A 16,537-nucleotide genomic window follows, 5' to 3' on the forward strand; every position below is an offset into this window, starting at 1 on the left:
TGAAAATAAACTAGTTATTTATAACTAGTACCAAAGAACTAGTGCTGGCACGGCCATTGCAATAGTCCAGTCAAAGCGCACGGTCAAAGGCGGCCGGGCGAGAGTCGAGCACCAGCCGACTCACACTGGACAAGGGCGTCCATCCGCGTTGCCAACCGGCAGCTCGGATGTGACGCCCGTTTTGTTTTTCGATTCGAGCAATCAAGGAGCAAGCAATGGAAGACAAGAAACTGGCCCTGCCGGAAGCTGCCGCCGGCAAACCGTCCCTGTCACGTCGTGATTTCGTTTCAACTGCCCTGGGAGCCTCTCTGATGGCCATGGTCTCTCCCGGCGTCCGCAGCGGTGCCTGGGCCGCTGGTTCCGACGCCCCCGAAAAGAAGGAAGTCCGTATCGGCTTCATCCCGCTCACCGATTGCGCCTCGGTCGTGATGGCCGCGGTCAACAAGTTCGACGAGAAGTACGGCATCAAGATCATCCCGTCCAAGGAAGCTTCCTGGGCGTCGGTGCGCGACAAGCTGGTCAATGGCGAGCTGGACTGCGCCCACGTGCTGTACGGCCTGGTCTACGGCGTGCAGATGGGCGTCGGCGGTCCGAAGAAGGACATGAACGTGCTGATGACCCTGAACACCAACGGCCAGGCCATCACGCTGTCGAACCAGATGAAGGACAAGGGCGCCATCGACGGCCCCAGCCTGGCCAAGCTGATCGCCAAGAAGGAACGCGAATACACCTTCGCCCAGACCTTCCCGACCGGCACCCACGCCATGTGGCTGTACTACTGGCTGGCGGCGCAGGGCATCGACCCGCTCAAGGACGTCAAGACCATCACCGTGCCTCCGCCGCAGATGGTCGCCAACATGCGCGTCGGCAACATGGACGGCTACTGCGTCGGCGAACCGTGGAACAACCGCGCCATCATGGACAACATCGGCTTCACGGCGACGACGACGCAGGACATCTGGACCGACCATCCGGAGAAGGTGCTCGGCACCACCGCCGACTGGGTCAAGCAGAACCCGAACACCGCCCGCGCCGTGGTCGCCGCCATCCTCGACGCCGGCAAGTGGATCGATGCCTCGATCGCCAACAAGCAGAAGACGGCCGAAACCATCGCCCAGAAGTCCTACGTCAATACCGATACCGACGTCATCGTCGCCCGCATGCTCGGCCGCTATCAGAACGGCCTGGGCAAGAGCTGGGACGACAAGAACTGCATGAAGTTCTTCAACGACGGTGCGGTGAACTTCCCCTACCTGTCCGACGGCATGTGGTTCATGACCCAGCACAAGCGCTGGGGTCTGCTCAAGAGCCACCCGGATTACCTGGCCGTCGCCAAGCAGGTCAACCGCATCGACATCTACAAGCAGGGTGCTACTGCCGCCGGCGTCGCCCTGCCCAAGAGCGAGATGCGCTCGAGCAAGTTCATCGACGGCATGACTTGGGACGGCAAGGATCCGGCCAAGTACGCGGATGGTTTCAAGGTCAAGGCTTGACACCCTGATTCGCCATTCCCGGCGCGGCTGGGGATGGCGACAGAAATGAATGCTTAGGAGAAAACCATGAGCGCAATGACGATGACAAGCGATTTCGGTGTCGAAAAACCGGCCGATCCCGCCACAACCAGCAAGCCGGTCGCGGCGGTAGTCGCAGAGCCGGCCAAGGAAAAGAAAATGGAACAAACCGCAACCCTGCCGGCCGGCGTGCCGCTCGGCGAAAAATTCAGTGCCCTGCTGCGCGCCGTGCTGCCGCCGGTTCTCGGCCTGATGGTGCTGATCGGCATCTGGCACGTCGCCACCCACAAGGGCGGCAGCATTCCAGGGCCGGCCCAGGTCTGGGATGCCGCCGTGGCGTTGTTCTCCGACCCGTTCTACCGCAACGGCCCGAACGACCAGGGCATAGGCTGGAACGTGCTGTCCTCGCTGCAGCGCGTCGCCATCGGCTTCGGCTTCGCGGCGCTGGTCGGCATTCCGCTCGGCTTCATCCTCGGTCGCTCGGCTTTCCTGTCGGCCATGGTCAATCCGATCATCAGCCTGCTCCGTCCGGTGTCGCCGCTCGCCTGGCTGCCCATCGGCCTACTGGTGTTCAAGAAGGCCGACCCGGCGGCGACCTACACCATCTTCATCTGCTCGATCTGGCCGATGATCATGAACACCGCCCAGGGCGTGCAGCGCGTGCCGCAGGACTACCTGAACGTCGCCCGCGTGCTGGCGCTGTCCGAGTGGAAGGTGGTCACCAAGATCCTGTTCCCGGCCGTGCTGCCCTACATGCTGACCGGCATCCGCCTGTCCATCGGCACCGCCTGGCTGGTCATCGTCGCCGCCGAAATGCTCACTGGCGGCGTCGGCATCGGCTTCTGGGTGTGGGACGAGTGGAACAACCTGAAGGTCGAGCACATCATCATCGCCATCTTCGTCATCGGCATCGTCGGCTTGATCCTCGAACAGGCGCTGATCCTGCTGGCAAAGAAACTCACCAAAGAAGCGTCGTAAGGAGCCTCATCATGGAAAAGTTCGTCCAAATCGAGCGTGTCGGCCAGACTTTCGACACCAAGAAAGGCAAGTTCGTCGCCCTGCGCGATATCGACCTGACCATCGCCCAAGGCGAGTTTATCGCCCTGATCGGCCACTCCGGCTGCGGCAAATCGACACTGCTCAACCTGATCGCCGGCCTGACCAAGCCGACCACCGGCGTGCTGCTGTGCGATGGCCGCGAGATCGCCGGCCCCGGCCCGGAGCGCGCCGTGGTTTTCCAGAACCACAGCCTGCTGCCCTGGCTGACCTGCTTCGAGAACATCTACCTCGCCGTCGAGCGCGTGTTCAGCGCCAAGGAGGGCAAGCCCAAGCTCAAGGCCCGCACCCAGGCGGCCATCGAGCTGGTCGGCCTGGCGCATGCCGCGCACAAGTATCCGCATGAAATCTCGGGCGGCATGAAGCAGCGCGTCGGTATCGCCCGCGCCCTGTCCATGGAGCCCAAGGTGCTGCTGATGGACGAGCCCTTCGGCGCCCTCGACGCGCTGACCCGCGCCAAGCTGCAGGACGAGCTGATGAAGATCTGCGAGAAGACCAAGGCCACGGTGGTCATGGTCACCCACGACGTCGACGAGGCGGTGCTGCTCTCCGACAAGATCGTCATGATGACCAACGGCCCGGCGGCGACCATCGGCGAGGTGCTCGAAGTCAAGCTGCCGCGCCCGCGCGAGCGCCTGACCATGGCCCACGATCCGGCCTACATCGGCTACCGCGCCGCGGTGCTCGAGTTCCTGTACGAAAAACAGGCCCACGTCGAGAAAGAGGCTGCATAAGCAATTCTGTCTGTCAGTTCCATCGTCGCTGCTCTCTCTCCATAGCGACTTTTTGCCCGCCGTCGTCAGACGGTGGGCATTTTTTCTTGATGCAGGTCCTTTGCAATTTGGTGGCTCGGCGCTATGGTTCGCACGTTTACTAATGGACTTTCAAGGATGCTGGCCAACAAAGGCAGGCTATCGCGCAAAATCGTCGGCATGCTGGTGGTGTTTTTCGCCGTCGCCACCGCGGCCATCGGTTTGACCCTGCTCACTTCCTGGCAACTGGAAGGCGTCGCCGCGGCTATCAACGACGCCGGCAGCCAGCGCATGCGCACCTATCGCATGGGCCACCTGATGGCGCGCGGCCTGGAAGCCAAGACCCCGGAAGATTCGTTCGGCCCCGCGCTCGCCGACGAACTGGCCCGCTTCGACAAGATGTTGCGCGACCTGCAATTGGGCGATCCGGCGCGGCCGTTGTCACCGCCCCGCAATTACGAAGTTCAGGATCGGCTGTCCGAAGTCGGCAAGGTCTGGCAGGCCAAGGTGCGGCCGCTGGTCGCCGGCTATCTGGTCGGCGCCCGGGATGAACGGGAACGCGTCACCGACCGCTTCGATACCGAACTGGAGCCTTTCGTCAGCCGCATCAACGAGCTGGTGCTGGCCATGGAGCGCAGCTACGCCGCCGACACCAACCTGTTGCGCACGCTGCAGGTCGCCCTGGTCATGCTGGCCATTTTCGGGACCGTCATCCTGATCCGCTATTTCGACCGCCTGGTCATCCGGCCGGTCGGTGTGCTGCACACCGGCATGCAGCGGATGATCGCCAACGACCTCGGCGTCCGCGTGCCGGTGGCGACCGACGACGAACTCGGCGGCCTGGCGGACGGCTTCAATAAAATGGCCGAGCATCTGGAGACCGTACACGGCACGCTGGAACACCGCGTCGAAGCGGAAACGCGTCGCCTGGCCGCGCGCAATCGCGAGCTGGGCATCCTCTACGGCATGACCACCTTCCTGACCGAGCCGGCCCCGCTGGAGGCCTTGTGCGAAGGCTTCCTCGAACGAATCAAGACCACGCTGGGCGCCGATGCCGGAGCGGTGCGCCTGTACGTGCCGCAAACCGAGCAGCTGTACATGATGACCTACGACGGCCTGTCTGACGACTTCATCGCCAATGAAGGGCAGATCAATTGTGCTGACTGTCTGTGCGGCAACGTTTTCCAGACCTCCCGGCCGGCCGCTTTCGCCACTGCCAACCCGCCGGAGGGCATGCGCCTGCGCACCTGCATCCGCGAGGGTTTCGCCACGGCCACCGCCTTCAGCATCCTGTGCGACAAGCAGCGCATCGGGGTGTACAACCTCTATTTCCGCCGGCCGCAGGCGCTGTCCGATCAGGAAATCCACCTGCTCGAAACGCTCGGCCACCATCTCGGCGTGGCCATCGAGAACCAGCGCCTGAAATCGCGGGAAAAGGAACTGGCAGTATCCGAGGAGCGCAACCTGCTGGCCCAGGAGCTGCACGATTCCATTGCCCAGGGCCTGGCCTTCCTGAATATCCAGGTCCAGTTGCTGCAGGATTCGCTGCGCAAGGGGCGCACCGAGGAGGCGATGCAGACGGCCGGCCAGCTGCAGGAAGGCGTCCAGGAAAGCTACGACGATGTGCGCGAACTGCTCGTCCATTTCCGCACCCGCCTGCACCAGGCCGACCTCGATTCGGCTATCCATGCCGCACTGGAGAAATTCGAGGGGCAGACCGGCATCAAGACTGACTACGAGCGCCGCGGCGCGATGGTTCCGATGGCGCCCAGCGACGAAATCCAGATCATGCATATCGTGCAGGAGTCCTTGTCCAATATCCGCAAGCACGCCAAGGCCAGCCATGCACGCGTCGTCGTCGAGCAGGAAAAGGCGCTCAGCCGGATCAGCATCGAGGACGACGGGGTCGGTTTCGATCCGTCATCCAATCCCAACTGCCACTCCGACCGCCATGTCGGCCTGAAAATCATGCGCGAGCGCGCACACCGCATCGGGGCCGAATGTCGGATAACATCGCAACCGGGGAAAGGGGCCTGTGTGACCCTGAACCTGCCAAAAGAAAATAGGGAGACTGTCTGAAATGAGCGAGAAAATCCGCGTATTGCTGGTCGACGACCACACCTTGTTCCGCAGCGGCATCAAGTCGCTGCTGCAACGCAACGACGATTTCGAGGTCGTCGGCGAAGCGGGCGATGGCCTGGAAGGCATCAAGCGCGTGCGCTCGCTGAAGCCCGATGTCGCGCTGCTCGACCTGCACATGCCGGGAATCTCCGGCCTCGAGGCGGTCAAGGTGATCAGCGAGGAAATGCCCGACGTGAACGTCCTGATGCTGACCGTGTCCGAAGACGCACAGGACCTGATGGAAGCCCTGCGCGCCGGGGCCAGCGGCTACCTGCTCAAGAACATCGAGACCGACATGCTGGTCGACGCCATCCGCAAGGCGGCACAGGGCGAATCCATCGTCTCCCAGCAGATGACGGCCAAGCTGATCCAGGGCGTACGTAACCCGCCCAAGCAGGAATCCGTGGCCATCGAACGCGATCGCTTCTCACCGCGCGAGCGCGACATCCTTGCCTCCCTCGCCCAAGGCGAGAGCAACAAGGAAATCGCTCGCAAGCTCGATCTGGCCGAGAGTACGGTCAAGATTCACGTTCAGAACATCTTCAAGAAGCTGAATATGAGCAGCCGCGTCCAGGTTGCGCTCTATGCCGTCGAAAACGGCTACGGGGGACGCTAGGCAAGCATCTCGTCGTACCCAGGGCGAAGCAAAGGCTTCGTCCGGCTAGTGATGGTGACCGGGCAGCGGATGCGACCGCTGCAGATGCTCGTACGCTTTGGCGAGCGTCTTCACATGTTCGAAATTGCCGCGGGCGCGGGCACGTTGCATGTTTTCCTGAAACATCACATGCAGCCGACACACCCCTTCCGGGGAGCACAGAAGGGACTCACTCATTTCTGCGGCCAGCGTGATGGGGATATGTTCATGCTCGGCAATGGCCTCGATCTCGCCACGATCGAGATCGCAATAATCCAACACGTCCTGAATGGACAACATAGGCATTCCTCCTTCATAAGGGAATAAAAAGTCAGGTTGCAAGCCTGCTTGTTATTTTTATGAGCCGCCTTGTAATTGGTATCGGTGGAGGGCCTCCTCTATTTTTAGCCCAATGATTTTCAAAATCAAGAAAAAAAGCCGGGTCAAATGCGCAGTCGCCCTTCCGGCAAAGGATTGGCGATCTGCAGCCGGGTGATGGTCGGCAACAGGTCGAGACGGGTGTCCTTCTTGAGCTGGGTGGCGCGCGCCCGCATGTCGTCCAGCGATACATCGACCGGATCGCCGCCGGTGGCAAAGGCGATGGTGTTGCCGCTGTCGCACGATGGGAAAACCGCCAGGCGCCCGTCGAAGGCCTGATGCAGGCGCTCGACGCTGGCCGGGAAGCTGCGGTCGCGGCCGAGCAGGTTGATGGCGAGCAGGCCGTTCTCGCTCAGGCGCGCCCGGCAGGCCTGGTAGAAAGGAATCGTGTCGAGCGGGCCGGTACGCGCTTCCGGATCGAAGCCATCGACCAGGATGTAGTCGAAAGTGCGCGTGCCGCCCAGCATGTAATCGGCACCGCAGCCGGTCACGACATCGAGGCGCTGCGCATCGTCGGGCAGCTTGAAGAACTGGCGGGCGACGAATTCGACCTGCGGATTGATTTCCACCGCCGTAGTCCGGCACTCCGGCAGGTTGCGATAGATGAACTTGGCGAGCGAACCGGCGCCCAGGCCGACGAGCAGCGCCGAGCGCGGCCAGCTGGCAGCCGGGCGCAACAGTAGGCCGGCCATCATTTCCCGGGTATAGGCCAGTTCCAGCGACCACGGGCGGGCAATGCGCATAGCGCCCTGGACCCAGTCCGAACCGAAATGCAGGTAGCGGACACCCTCGTCTTCGCTGATATCGATGGCGTGTTTAGGGGCTTTTCTGGTGTTTCGCATGCGGTACCGACCGGGAGATGAAGGGAGGCGAACTTCCTGTCGCCAATGGAAAAAGGACTTCAGGCTTGAGCGGAGCGAAGGATAGCACCCGTTTCCCCTGCCCATCCCGGCTGAAGTCGGCGCTGCCCGTGTTGCCGGCAAGATGGCGGGCGCCGATCCATGGAATCCGAAGTGTCGCCAAAAGTACTGCATCTAGTGGCTGTGGATGGTTCATGCACTACCGGTAGTGTTTTGGCTTGACTGTGTCATGCACATGCCATTACAGTGGACACCGTTGATGGTTCCCTCCCAGGGATTAAAAGGGAATCCGGTGCCGGGCCTATGGCCTGAAATCCGGAGCTGCCCCCGCAACTGTCGTCGGCGAGCGTTTCGTCAATCTGACCACTGGTTTTTGACCGGGAAGGCAGACGAAATGCGTTGAACCGAGAGCCAGGAGACCTGCCGCAACGTCCTTCCAACCAACGATGGGGCGGGGTGTCCCTGGCGAAAGGTTTTTGCGTGTTGCTGTTCGTTTTCGTTCGCGTGTCGTTTGCCGTCTTGGGCCTGGCCCACGCTGGTGTTCGTCCGGCGTCCGGCACGCTCTTTCGGTTCTCCGCCCCCCAATTCGGAGAATCGTCTTGTCCTCGAACGTCCTAGCGCGCCTTTCTGATCATTCGACCAGCGAATCGGCCCTTGCCGCCCTGCAGGTCATACGCCGTAACGGCGCCGTCGTCGCCTTCCATCCCGAAAAGATTTCAGTCGCCCTGACCAAGGCCTTCCTGGCCGTCGAAGGCAGCCAGAGCGCCGTCTCGTCGCGGGTGCGTGAGGTCGTCGCCCGGCTGACCGATACCGTCGTCCGCTCGCTGACCCGCCGCCTGCCGGATGGCGGCACGGTGCATATCGAGGACATCCAGGACCAGGTCGAACTGGCCCTGATGCGTTCCGGCGAGCACGATGTGGCGCGGGCCTACGTGCTCTACCGCGAACGCCGGGCGGCCGAGCGTGCCGCACAGGCGGAAGCGCAGGGCATCCCGCCCCTGCATGTGATGGTCGCCGGCGAGCGCCGCCCGCTTGATGTCGCCGCCGTGCTCAAAATCTGCGAAGCGGCCTGCGCCGGGCTGGGCGAGGGCGTTTCGGCGCCCGCCATCGTCGACCATGCGCTGAAGAATCTCTACGACGGCGTGGCGCAGGCCGAGGTGGGACAGGCGCTGATTCTTGCCGCCCGTACCCTGATCGAACGCGAGCCGGGCTACAACTACGCCACCGCCCGCCTGCTGCTGGCCAGTCTGGTCGAGGAGGCTGTCGGCCGACCGGTGGCGCCGGAGGATACGGTAGCGGCCTACCGCGACTATCTGCCGATTTTCATCGGCCAGGGCGTCGCCGCCGAACTGCTCACCCCGCGCCTGCAGGACTTCGACCTGGCGCGCCTGGCCGCCGCCTTGAAGCCCGAGCGCGACCAGCTGTTCGGCTACCTCGGCCTGCAGACGCTGTACGACCGCTACTTCCTGCACATCGACGGCCGCCGCATCGAGCTGCCGCAGATTTTCTTCATGCGCGTCGCGATGGGCCTGACGCTCAACGAAATCGACCGTGAAGCCCGTGCCATCGAGTTCTACGACCTGATTTCCAGCTTCGATTTCATGTGCTCGACGCCGACCCTGTTCAACAGCGGCACGCTGCACTCGCAGCTGTCGTCGTGCTACCTGACCACGGTGGCCGACGATCTCGATGGCATCTACCAGTCGATCAAGGAAAACGCCCTGCTGCAGAAATACGCCGGCGGCCTCGGCAACGACTGGACGCCGGTGCGCGCCCTGGGCAGCCGCATCAAGGGCACCAACGGCCAGAGCCAGGGGGTGATTCCCTTCCTCAAGGTGGTCAATGACACGGCGGTGGCGGTGAACCAGGGCGGCAAGCGCAAGGGGGCCGTCTGCGCCTATCTCGAAACCTGGCATCTCGACATCGAGGAATTCCTCGAATTGCGCAAGAACACCGGCGACGAGCGCCGCCGCACGCACGACATGAATACCGCCAACTGGATTCCCGACCTGTTCATGAAGCGCGTCCACGCCAACGCCGAATGGACCCTGTTCTCGCCGGTCGATGTGCCCGACCTGCACGACAAGTTCGGTGCCGCCTTCGAGACGGCCTACGTTGCCTACGAGGCGAAGGCCGCCGCCGGCCAGCTCAAACTGCACAAGAAGATTCCGGCCGTGCAGCTGTGGCGCAAGATGCTGACCATGCTGTTCGAGACCGGGCACCCGTGGGTCACCTTCAAGGATGCCTGTAACCTGCGCTCGCCGCAGCAGCACGTCGGCGTCGTGCATAGCTCCAACTTATGCACAGAGATCACCCTGAACACCTCGGACAGCGAAACCGCGGTGTGCAACCTCGGCTCGGTTAACCTGCTAGCCCACCTCAAGGACGGCGCCCTCGACCAGGCCAAGCTGGCCCGTACCATCCAGACCGCCATGCGCATGCTCGACAACGTGGTCGACATCAACTTCTACGCCACGCCCAAGGCGCGCAACGCCAACCTGCGCCATCGCCCGGTCGGCCTCGGCATCATGGGCTTCGCCGATTGCCTGGTCGGCCTCGGCATCGCCTACGCGTCGCCGGCAGCGGTCGAATTCGCTGACCGCAGCATGGAAATGGTGTGCTACCACGCCTACTGGGCGTCGACCGAGCTGGCCGCCGAACGCGGTCGCTATTCCAGCTTTGCCGGCAGCCTGTGGGAGCAGGGCATCCTGCCGCTCGATTCGCTCCGCCTGCTGGAAGCCGGGCGGGGCGAGCCGGTCGAGGTCGAGCGCAGCGCCAGTCTCGACTGGGCCGCCCTGCGTTTGCGTATCGCCACCCACGGCATGCGCAATTCCAACTGCGTCGCCATCGCGCCGACGGCGACCATTTCCAACATCGTCGGCGTCTCGGCCTGCATCGAGCCGACCTACCAAAACCTCTACGTCAAATCCAACCTGTCCGGCGAATTCACCGTGGTCAACGCCGCCCTGGTCCGCGATCTGAAGGCGCTCGATCTGTGGGACGAAGTGATGGTCGCCGATCTCAAATATTTCGACGGCTCGCTGGCACGCATCGACCGCGTGCCGGACGAACTCAAGGCCCGCTACGCCACGGCCTTCGAGGTCGACCCGGTGTGGCTGATCGAAGCCGCCGCCCGCCGCCAGAAATGGATAGACCAGGGGCAGTCGCTCAACCTCTACCTTGCGCTGCCTTCCGGCAAGAAACTCGACGAACTGTACAAGCTGGCCTGGAAGCGCGGCCTGAAGACCACCTACTACCTGCGCACCCTCGGCGCCAGCCAGGCGGAAAAGGCCGGCGGCCGCGACGATGCGCCGGCGCCAGAGGAGGCGAAATTCTGCTCCATCGACAATCCGGATTGCGAGGCCTGCCAATGACCGCCTTCCGCTTCGCCGACTGGGACACTGCATCCCCCTCTACCATGCCAGAACCCGCCGCTCGGCCGGATTCCGCACCCGGAGTCACCTTGCCACCGGAGGCCGTGCCGCGACCGGTCCTGGCCCCGATCAACGCCGCTGACAAGCGCATCGTCAATGGCAAGGCCGACATCAACCAGCTGGCGCCCTTCAAGTATCCGTGGGCCTGGGAGTTCTTCCTCAAGGCCAACCGCAACCACTGGACGCCGCTCGAAATCGGCATGGCGCAGGACGTGCACGACTACCAGCACAAGCTGTCCGCTGCCGAGCGCCACGTCTTCGGAAACGTGCTGGCCTACCTGACCACCTCCGACATCCTGGCCATGCGCAACATTGGCCTCGCCGTCATGGAGAAGATGAGCGCGCCGGAATTGCAGATCTACCAGGCCCGCCAGGTCTACGAGGAAGCGCTGCACACCTGGACCTACCAGCATTGCATCGAAAGCCTGGGCCTCGACCAGCAGGAAATCTACAACCGCTACCGCGTCGTGCCGGAAATCCACGGCAAGATCGCGCTCGCCAACCGGCGGCTGGAGAAGGTGCTGCGCTCCGACTTCGATCTCGAAAACCGCGCCAATCTGCATGAATTCGCGCTGTCCTACTTCTTCTTCGCAGTCATTTTCGAAGGCTGCTGGTTCTACAACGGCTTCACGCCGGTCTTCGCGCTGCAGCGACGCGGGTTGATGAAGGGCGCTGCCGAGCAGTTGCAGTACATCATGCGTGACGAGGTGCTGCACTGCGCCTTCGGCATCCGCGTCATCCGCGAATTGCTCAGGGAAGAGGGCATGGAACTCGACCCGCAGGCCCTGCGCGAACTGTGGGACGAGGCCGAGGCGGCCGAGCGGGCCTACGCTAGCTACATCCTGCGCGAACCCATCCTCGGCTACAACGCCGAACTGCACGTCCAGCAGTTCCGCTTCATCGCCAACCGGCGGGCGCGGCAGGTGGGGGTCGAAGAACCTTTCCCGGGCGCCGAGAACGTCCTGCCCTGGCTCGACGAGCAGGCCAACCTGCGCAAGGAGAAAAACTTCTTCGAAACGCGGGTAACCGAGTACCAGACGGGCGGGGCACTGACGTGGGATTGAGCGGGTCGCCGCTTCGTCGGCTGGATGCTTCCTGGCGGCCAGCCGTCCTGGGGCATCTGCTCAGTCTCGACGCCGACGACCGCTACAGCCGCTTTGCCATGCCCATCAAGGATCATGGCATTGCGGCCTATGTGGCACGGATCGACTTTGCCCGCGATCTCTGTTTCGGCATGCAGGGAGATGATCGCCGGCTCGCCGGGTTCATCCATCTGGCCGTTCAGGGCCGGGTCGCCGAATTGGGCGCCAGCGTCGCGCTCGAAGAACGTGCGTGCGGCGTGGCACGCCGCTTGTTCAGGGCTGCATTGGCGCTGGCCTGGCGGCAGGGGGTAGTCGAGGTCCATCTGGCTACCGGGCATTCCGTCGCCCGGCGCATCTGCCAGGGGCTGGGTTACCGGGTGGAAGGGGAGGGGGGCTATCCGCGCGCCAAGGTCTGGCTGGCCGGAGATTCCCCGGAGGAAATTCCGCCGGGATTTTTACCGGTGGCAGCCTGGCGCCCCCAGGTGGAATCGAACCACCAATTCGCCCTTAGGAGGGGCGTGTTATATCCATTTAACTATGGAGGCGCGCTGGAGGTGCGCATTGTACCGAGGCTCCAGGCATTGTGATAGATTTCCCCGGGCAATATAAAACAGAAAAGGATGGGGACATGTTTGCCAGTTTTTCGCGGCGCCCGATTGCCCAGCAATTAATTTTGGTGACCATTGCGGCGCTCGTCATTGTATTCGCGGTATTGGCCCTGATCGTGCAGAACAAGGCGGATAGCGCGGCGCTCGCGGTGACCGAACGCAATCTCGAACACGAAGCCCGCTTGATCGCCAGCACGCTCGATTCGATCTTCGAGTCGGTCAAGTCGCGGGGCGAAGACGGGGCGCAGTTTTTCCGCAAATACATCGGCAACCAGCCCGAGCCGGCGGCCGGTCTGGTGAAGACCGGCGACGTGGATTTGCCGGTGGTCCGCCTGGGTGGCGAGGTGCTCAACGGTAACGACCGCCTGCTCAAATCCTTCCGTGAACTGACCACTAGCGAGGCAGCATTTCTGCTCATCCACGACAACAAGGTCTATCGCCTGGCCACCCTGCTCAAGGACAAGGACGGCAAGGCCATGCACGGCACGTCGCTTCCTGATGGCGATCCGGTTGCCAAGGCGCTGCTCGCCGGGCAGGACTACCAAGGGCTGGCCATCCGCGGTGGCAAGTACAACTTCAGCACCGTCAAGCTGGTCAAGAACGCCGACGGCAAGCCGTGGCTGGCCTATTCGCTGCGGATTTCACTGGACAGCGAACTGAAGCGGGTGCGCGACCAGTTCGGCAGCCTGGTGGCGGGCAAGACCGGATACGTCTATATCGTCCGACCGACCGACGAAAAGGGCATCGGCGAGTTCGTCATGCATCCCAAGTTCGAAGGCAAGCAGATCGGTGAAGTCGATGTGCCGGATTCGGCGCGCACGGTGCTGCGCCAGGTTCTGGAGCGCAAGAGCGGCCTGTTCCGCTATCAGATGAACGATGCCAACGGTTCGGCACGCGACAAGATTATTTTCGCGGCAACTTCGTCCGCCTGGGGGTGGACCGTGGGCACCGGCAGCTGGCTAGACGAATATCTTGAGGAAAGCCATGCACTGCGCAATCTGGTGGTCGTCATCAGCGTCGCCGCCGCCCTGTTGCTGGCCACTTTGGTCTACTTGTTGGTCAGCTTCCGCCTGCGTTCGCTGACCCAGATGGTGCAGGGTGCCGAGCGCATTGCCGGCGGCGATTTGCGCACCGTGATTCCGGGCGGCGAAGCGGGCAGCCGCAACGAGGTGCATATCATCGCGCAAGCCTTCAACGACATGGCCAATAGCATGCGGCAGCTGGTGCGCGGGGTGTCGGACTCCTCCGCCCAACTCGGCGTGGCGGCAAAGGAACTGGGCGAGGCGGCCATGACGGGGCGCGCTTCGTCGGAGCAGGCGTCCACTTCGGCCTTGGGCATCGCCGCCTCGGTCGAGGAATTGTCGGTCAGCATCACGCATGTGGCGGACAGCGCCAACCACGCGGCGCAAATTTCCAGCGAAGCCAAGGAGGTGACGACCTCCGGGCGCGAAGTGGTCTATCAGGCGATGAGCGAACTGGAGCGCGTGGCCGGCGACATCACCGAATCGGCAGCTCTCATCGAGTCGCTGGGCGAACGCTCAAAGCAGATTTCCAGCGTGGTCGGCGTGATCCGCGAAATTGCCGACCAGACCAACCTGCTGGCGCTCAATGCGGCAATCGAAGCGGCCCGGGCCGGCGAGCAGGGGCGCGGTTTTGCCGTGGTCGCCGACGAGGTGCGCAAGCTGGCCGAGCGCACGTCGCTATCGACCCAGGAGATCGCGACTACCGTGTCCGCCATCCTGGAAGAGACAAGCCGCGCCGTCCAGCGCATGCAGGCAGTCAGCAGCAACATGGGCGGCAGCGTCGACATGGCACGCCAGGCTGGCGATTCACTGGAGCTTATCGACCAGCGGGCGCAGGAAACCGTGGCGGTCGTTCACGACATCGCCGGCAGCACGCGCGAGCAGAGCGCCGCCAGCCAGGAGATCGCCAACCTGGTCGAAAAAATCGCCCAGGCTGCCGAAGGCAGCAATCAGCGGGCCATCCGCAACAGCGAGCGGGCGCAGAACCTGCTGCGCCTGGCCGAGGAACTGCAGGCGCAGTTGTCGCGCTTTAGCACCTGATTGCCCGGCAGGTTGTAAAATCGGGGTCTTCCCAACACGGCGCCCGGCGGGGCGCCGTTTTCATTACGACCGATGCCCTACCTCAAACTATCCGACGCCTGCCTTGCCTACGGCCACGTGCCGCTTCTCGATCATGCCGATTTCCAGCTCGACCCGGGCGAACGGGTCGCCCTGATCGGCCGCAACGGCACCGGTAAATCCTCCCTGCTGGCGGCGATGGCGGCCGGCTCCGGCAAGGGCCGCCTCGACGACGGCGAGGTCTGGGTGCAGCCCGGTATCCGTGTCGGCTATGTGCCGCAGGAGCCGCCTTTCGATCCGGCGATGAACGTTTTCCAGGCGGTGGTCTCCGGCATGGGCGAAACCTCGGCCCTGCTTGCCGAATACCACGACGTGTCGCACCATCTGGCCGAAGGGCAGGGCGACCACGAGGCGCTGCTCGCCCGCATGGATACGCTGCAGCACGAACTCGAAGCACGCGGCGCCTGGGCCTACGAGGCGCAGGCCGAGCGCGTCATCGACCGCTTCGGGCTCGATCCGGAAGCCAGCGTCGGTTCCCTGTCCGGCGGCCAGAAGAAGCGCCTGGCCCTGGCCCAGGCCCTGGCCGTGGCGCCGGAAGTGCTGCTTCTCGACGAGCCGACCAACCACCTCGATATCGCCGCCATCGAATGGCTGGAAAATCTGCTGATCGAAAGCGGCGTCAGCCTGTTCTTCATCACCCACGACCGCTCCTTCCTCGATCGCGTGTGCACGCGCATCGTCGAACTCGATCGCGGCAAACTGGCCAGCTTTCCCGGCAGCTTCACGCAGTACCAGCAGCGCAAGGAAGCCATGCTGCACGAGGAGTCGCTGGCCAACGCCCGCGCCGACAAGCTGCTCAAGGAGGAAGAGGTGTGGATTCGCAAGGGGGTCGAAGCCCGGCGGACGCGCGCAGTCTTCCGCGTCCAGCGTCTCGACAAGTTGCGGGCCGAACGCCAGGCGCGGCGCGACCGGATGGGCAAGGTCAATCTGCAGCTCGATGCCGGCGACAAGAGCGGCAAGCTGGTGGCCGAGCTGGAGCACGTCAACAAGGCTTTCGGCCCGCGGCAGATCGTCCGCGATTTTTCGTCGCGCATCCAGCGCGGCGACAAGATCGGCCTGATCGGTCCCAACGGCGCCGGCAAGACCACGCTGTTGCGCCTGATCCTCGGCGAGTTGCAACCGGATTCCGGCATCGTCCGCCAGGGCACCAAGATGGAAATCGCCTACTTCGACCAGTTCCGCACCCAGCTCAATCCGGACTCGACGCTGGCCGACGTCATTTCGCCGGGCTCTGACTGGGTCGAGATCGGCGGCGCCAAAAAGCATGTCATTGGCTACCTTGAGGACTTCCTGTTCGCGCCGGAACGGGCGCGGTCGCCGGTCAGTTCGTTGTCCGGCGGCGAACGCAACCGCCTGCTGCTGGCCCGCCTGTTCGCCAAGCCGGCCAACGTGCTGGTCCTCGACGAACCGACCAACGACCTCGACATAGAAACCCTGGAACTGCTTGAAGAACTACTGCAGAACTACGACGGCACACTGTTCCTGGTCAGCCACGACCGGACCTTCCTCGACAACGTGGTGACGCAGACCATCGCGGCCGAAGGCGAAGGCCGGTGGCACGAATATGCCGGCGGCTACAGCGACTGGGCGTCGTACAAGGCCGGCGTCGCCAAGGAGGCGAGCAAGGCGAAGGCCGAGGTGAAACCAGCGGCCAAGGCGGCCGAACCCGCCAAGCCGAAGGGCGACAAGCTGTCCTGGAAGGAACAACGGGAACTCGAAGCGCTGCCCGACAAGATCGCCGCGCTGGAAGGCGAGCAGGCCGAGCTGAGCAAGCGTCTCGAGGATCCGGCCATCTACCAGACCGATCCGCAGGCGGCGCAGAAGGCGGCCGAACGCCTGGCGCAGATCGACGACGAGCTGATGGAGCTGCTGGAACGCTGGGAGTCGCTGGAAGCCCGGGGCGGCGGCCAAGGCTAGAGATTTTTGCCGGACGGCCGGCTTGGCGATGGTCCGCCGCCTG

11 protein-coding genes, 1 tRNA gene and 1 riboswitch are annotated in these 16,537 nt (G+C 63.5%); of the genes, 9 read left to right on the forward strand and 3 right to left on the reverse strand.

Annotation, left to right across the window (positions count from 1 at the left end; translation table 11 throughout):
- Window positions 1–215: 215 nt before the first annotated feature.
- From LZ012_RS06835 to LZ012_RS06855, 5 genes are all read left to right on the forward strand, one after another.
- Window positions 216–1,493: a CmpA/NrtA family ABC transporter substrate-binding protein gene (locus LZ012_RS06835; protein WP_420839481.1), complete on the forward strand. Its 1,278-nt coding sequence runs from the start codon at window positions 216–218 to the stop codon at window positions 1,491–1,493.
- 66 nt (window positions 1,494–1,559) lie between these two features.
- Window positions 1,560–2,489: a nitrate ABC transporter permease gene (ntrB, locus tag LZ012_RS06840; RefSeq protein ID WP_275708945.1), complete on the forward strand. Its 930-nt coding sequence runs from the start codon at window positions 1,560–1,562 to the stop codon at window positions 2,487–2,489.
- Window positions 2,490–2,500: 11 nt separating this feature from the next.
- On the forward strand, window positions 2,501–3,301 hold the full coding sequence (locus LZ012_RS06845) for an ABC transporter ATP-binding protein (protein WP_275708947.1): 801 nt from the start codon (window positions 2,501–2,503) through the stop codon (window positions 3,299–3,301).
- Between the two features lie 156 nt (window positions 3,302–3,457).
- Window positions 3,458–5,398 carry a type IV pili methyl-accepting chemotaxis transducer N-terminal domain-containing protein gene (locus LZ012_RS06850; RefSeq protein ID WP_275708949.1) on the forward strand — a complete coding sequence of 647 codons (1,941 nt, stop codon included), beginning with the start codon at window positions 3,458–3,460 and terminating at the stop codon, window positions 5,396–5,398.
- 1 nt (window position 5,399) lies between these two features.
- Window positions 5,400–6,056: a response regulator gene (locus LZ012_RS06855; RefSeq protein WP_275708951.1), complete on the forward strand. Its 657-nt coding sequence runs from the start codon at window positions 5,400–5,402 to the stop codon at window positions 6,054–6,056.
- Window positions 6,057–6,101: 45 nt separating this feature from the next.
- Here LZ012_RS06855 and LZ012_RS06860 read toward each other — a convergent pair whose 3' ends face one another.
- Entirely contained in the window at window positions 6,102–6,374 is a 273-nt protein-coding gene (locus LZ012_RS06860) for a hypothetical protein (protein ID WP_275708953.1), read from the reverse strand.
- Window positions 6,375–6,517: 143 nt separating this feature from the next.
- Complete coding sequence (locus tag LZ012_RS06865; protein ID WP_275708955.1) at window positions 6,518–7,294, reverse strand: spermine/spermidine synthase domain-containing protein; 777 nt, start codon at window positions 7,292–7,294, stop codon at window positions 6,518–6,520.
- Between the two features lie 260 nt (window positions 7,295–7,554).
- Window positions 7,555–7,754, forward strand: a riboswitch (cobalamin riboswitch).
- Between the two features lie 157 nt (window positions 7,755–7,911).
- Here LZ012_RS06865 and LZ012_RS06870 point away from each other — a divergent pair.
- Window positions 7,912–10,686 (forward strand): ribonucleoside-diphosphate reductase subunit alpha, encoded by a 2,775-nt coding sequence (locus LZ012_RS06870; RefSeq protein WP_275708957.1) that lies wholly within the window; start codon window positions 7,912–7,914, stop codon window positions 10,684–10,686.
- Between the two features lie 104 nt (window positions 10,687–10,790).
- Window positions 10,791–11,810 carry a ribonucleotide-diphosphate reductase subunit beta gene (locus tag LZ012_RS06875; protein ID WP_275708959.1) on the forward strand — a complete coding sequence of 340 codons (1,020 nt, stop codon included), beginning with the start codon at window positions 10,791–10,793 and terminating at the stop codon, window positions 11,808–11,810.
- A gap of 488 nt (window positions 11,811–12,298) precedes the next feature.
- Here the strand turns inward: LZ012_RS06875 and LZ012_RS06880 are convergent.
- A tRNA-Arg gene (locus tag LZ012_RS06880) sits at window positions 12,299–12,373 on the reverse strand.
- Window positions 12,374–12,456: 83 nt separating this feature from the next.
- Here LZ012_RS06880 and LZ012_RS06885 point away from each other — a divergent pair.
- The gene (locus LZ012_RS06885) at window positions 12,457–14,499 is read left to right on the forward strand and encodes a methyl-accepting chemotaxis protein (RefSeq protein WP_275708961.1); all 2,043 of its coding nucleotides are present in this window, start codon (window positions 12,457–12,459) and stop codon (window positions 14,497–14,499) included.
- Between the two features lie 72 nt (window positions 14,500–14,571).
- Window positions 14,572–16,494, forward strand: coding sequence for an ATP-binding cassette domain-containing protein (locus LZ012_RS06890; RefSeq protein ID WP_275708963.1), 1,923 nt, complete (start codon window positions 14,572–14,574; stop codon window positions 16,492–16,494).
- The last annotated feature ends 43 nt before the right edge of the window (window positions 16,495–16,537 follow it).

The organism is Dechloromonas hankyongensis, from assembly GCF_022012295.1.
GTDB classification, from domain to species: Bacteria; Pseudomonadota; Gammaproteobacteria; order Burkholderiales; family Rhodocyclaceae; genus Azonexus; species Azonexus hankyongensis.

Excerpts from the sequence above, each read along its gene's own strand:
- LZ012_RS06835 (WP_420839481.1), top strand. The coding sequence starts at position 216 with ATGGAAGACAAGAAACTGGCCCTGCCGGAAGCTGCCGCCGGCAAACCG.
- ntrB (WP_275708945.1), top strand. The coding sequence starts at position 1,560 with ATGAGCGCAATGACGATGACAAGCGATTTCGGTGTCGAAAAACCGGCC.
- LZ012_RS06845 (WP_275708947.1), top strand. The coding sequence starts at position 2,501 with ATGGAAAAGTTCGTCCAAATCGAGCGTGTCGGCCAGACTTTCGACACC.
- LZ012_RS06850 (WP_275708949.1), top strand. The coding sequence starts at position 3,458 with ATGCTGGCCAACAAAGGCAGGCTATCGCGCAAAATCGTCGGCATGCTG.
- LZ012_RS06855 (WP_275708951.1), top strand. The coding sequence starts at position 5,400 with ATGAGCGAGAAAATCCGCGTATTGCTGGTCGACGACCACACCTTGTTC.
- LZ012_RS06860 (WP_275708953.1), bottom strand. The coding sequence starts at position 6,374 with ATGTTGTCCATTCAGGACGTGTTGGATTATTGCGATCTCGATCGTGGC.
- LZ012_RS06865 (WP_275708955.1), bottom strand. The coding sequence starts at position 7,294 with ATGCGAAACACCAGAAAAGCCCCTAAACACGCCATCGATATCAGCGAA.
- LZ012_RS06885 (WP_275708961.1), top strand. The coding sequence starts at position 12,457 with ATGTTTGCCAGTTTTTCGCGGCGCCCGATTGCCCAGCAATTAATTTTG.
- LZ012_RS06890 (WP_275708963.1), top strand. The coding sequence starts at position 14,572 with ATGCCCTACCTCAAACTATCCGACGCCTGCCTTGCCTACGGCCACGTG.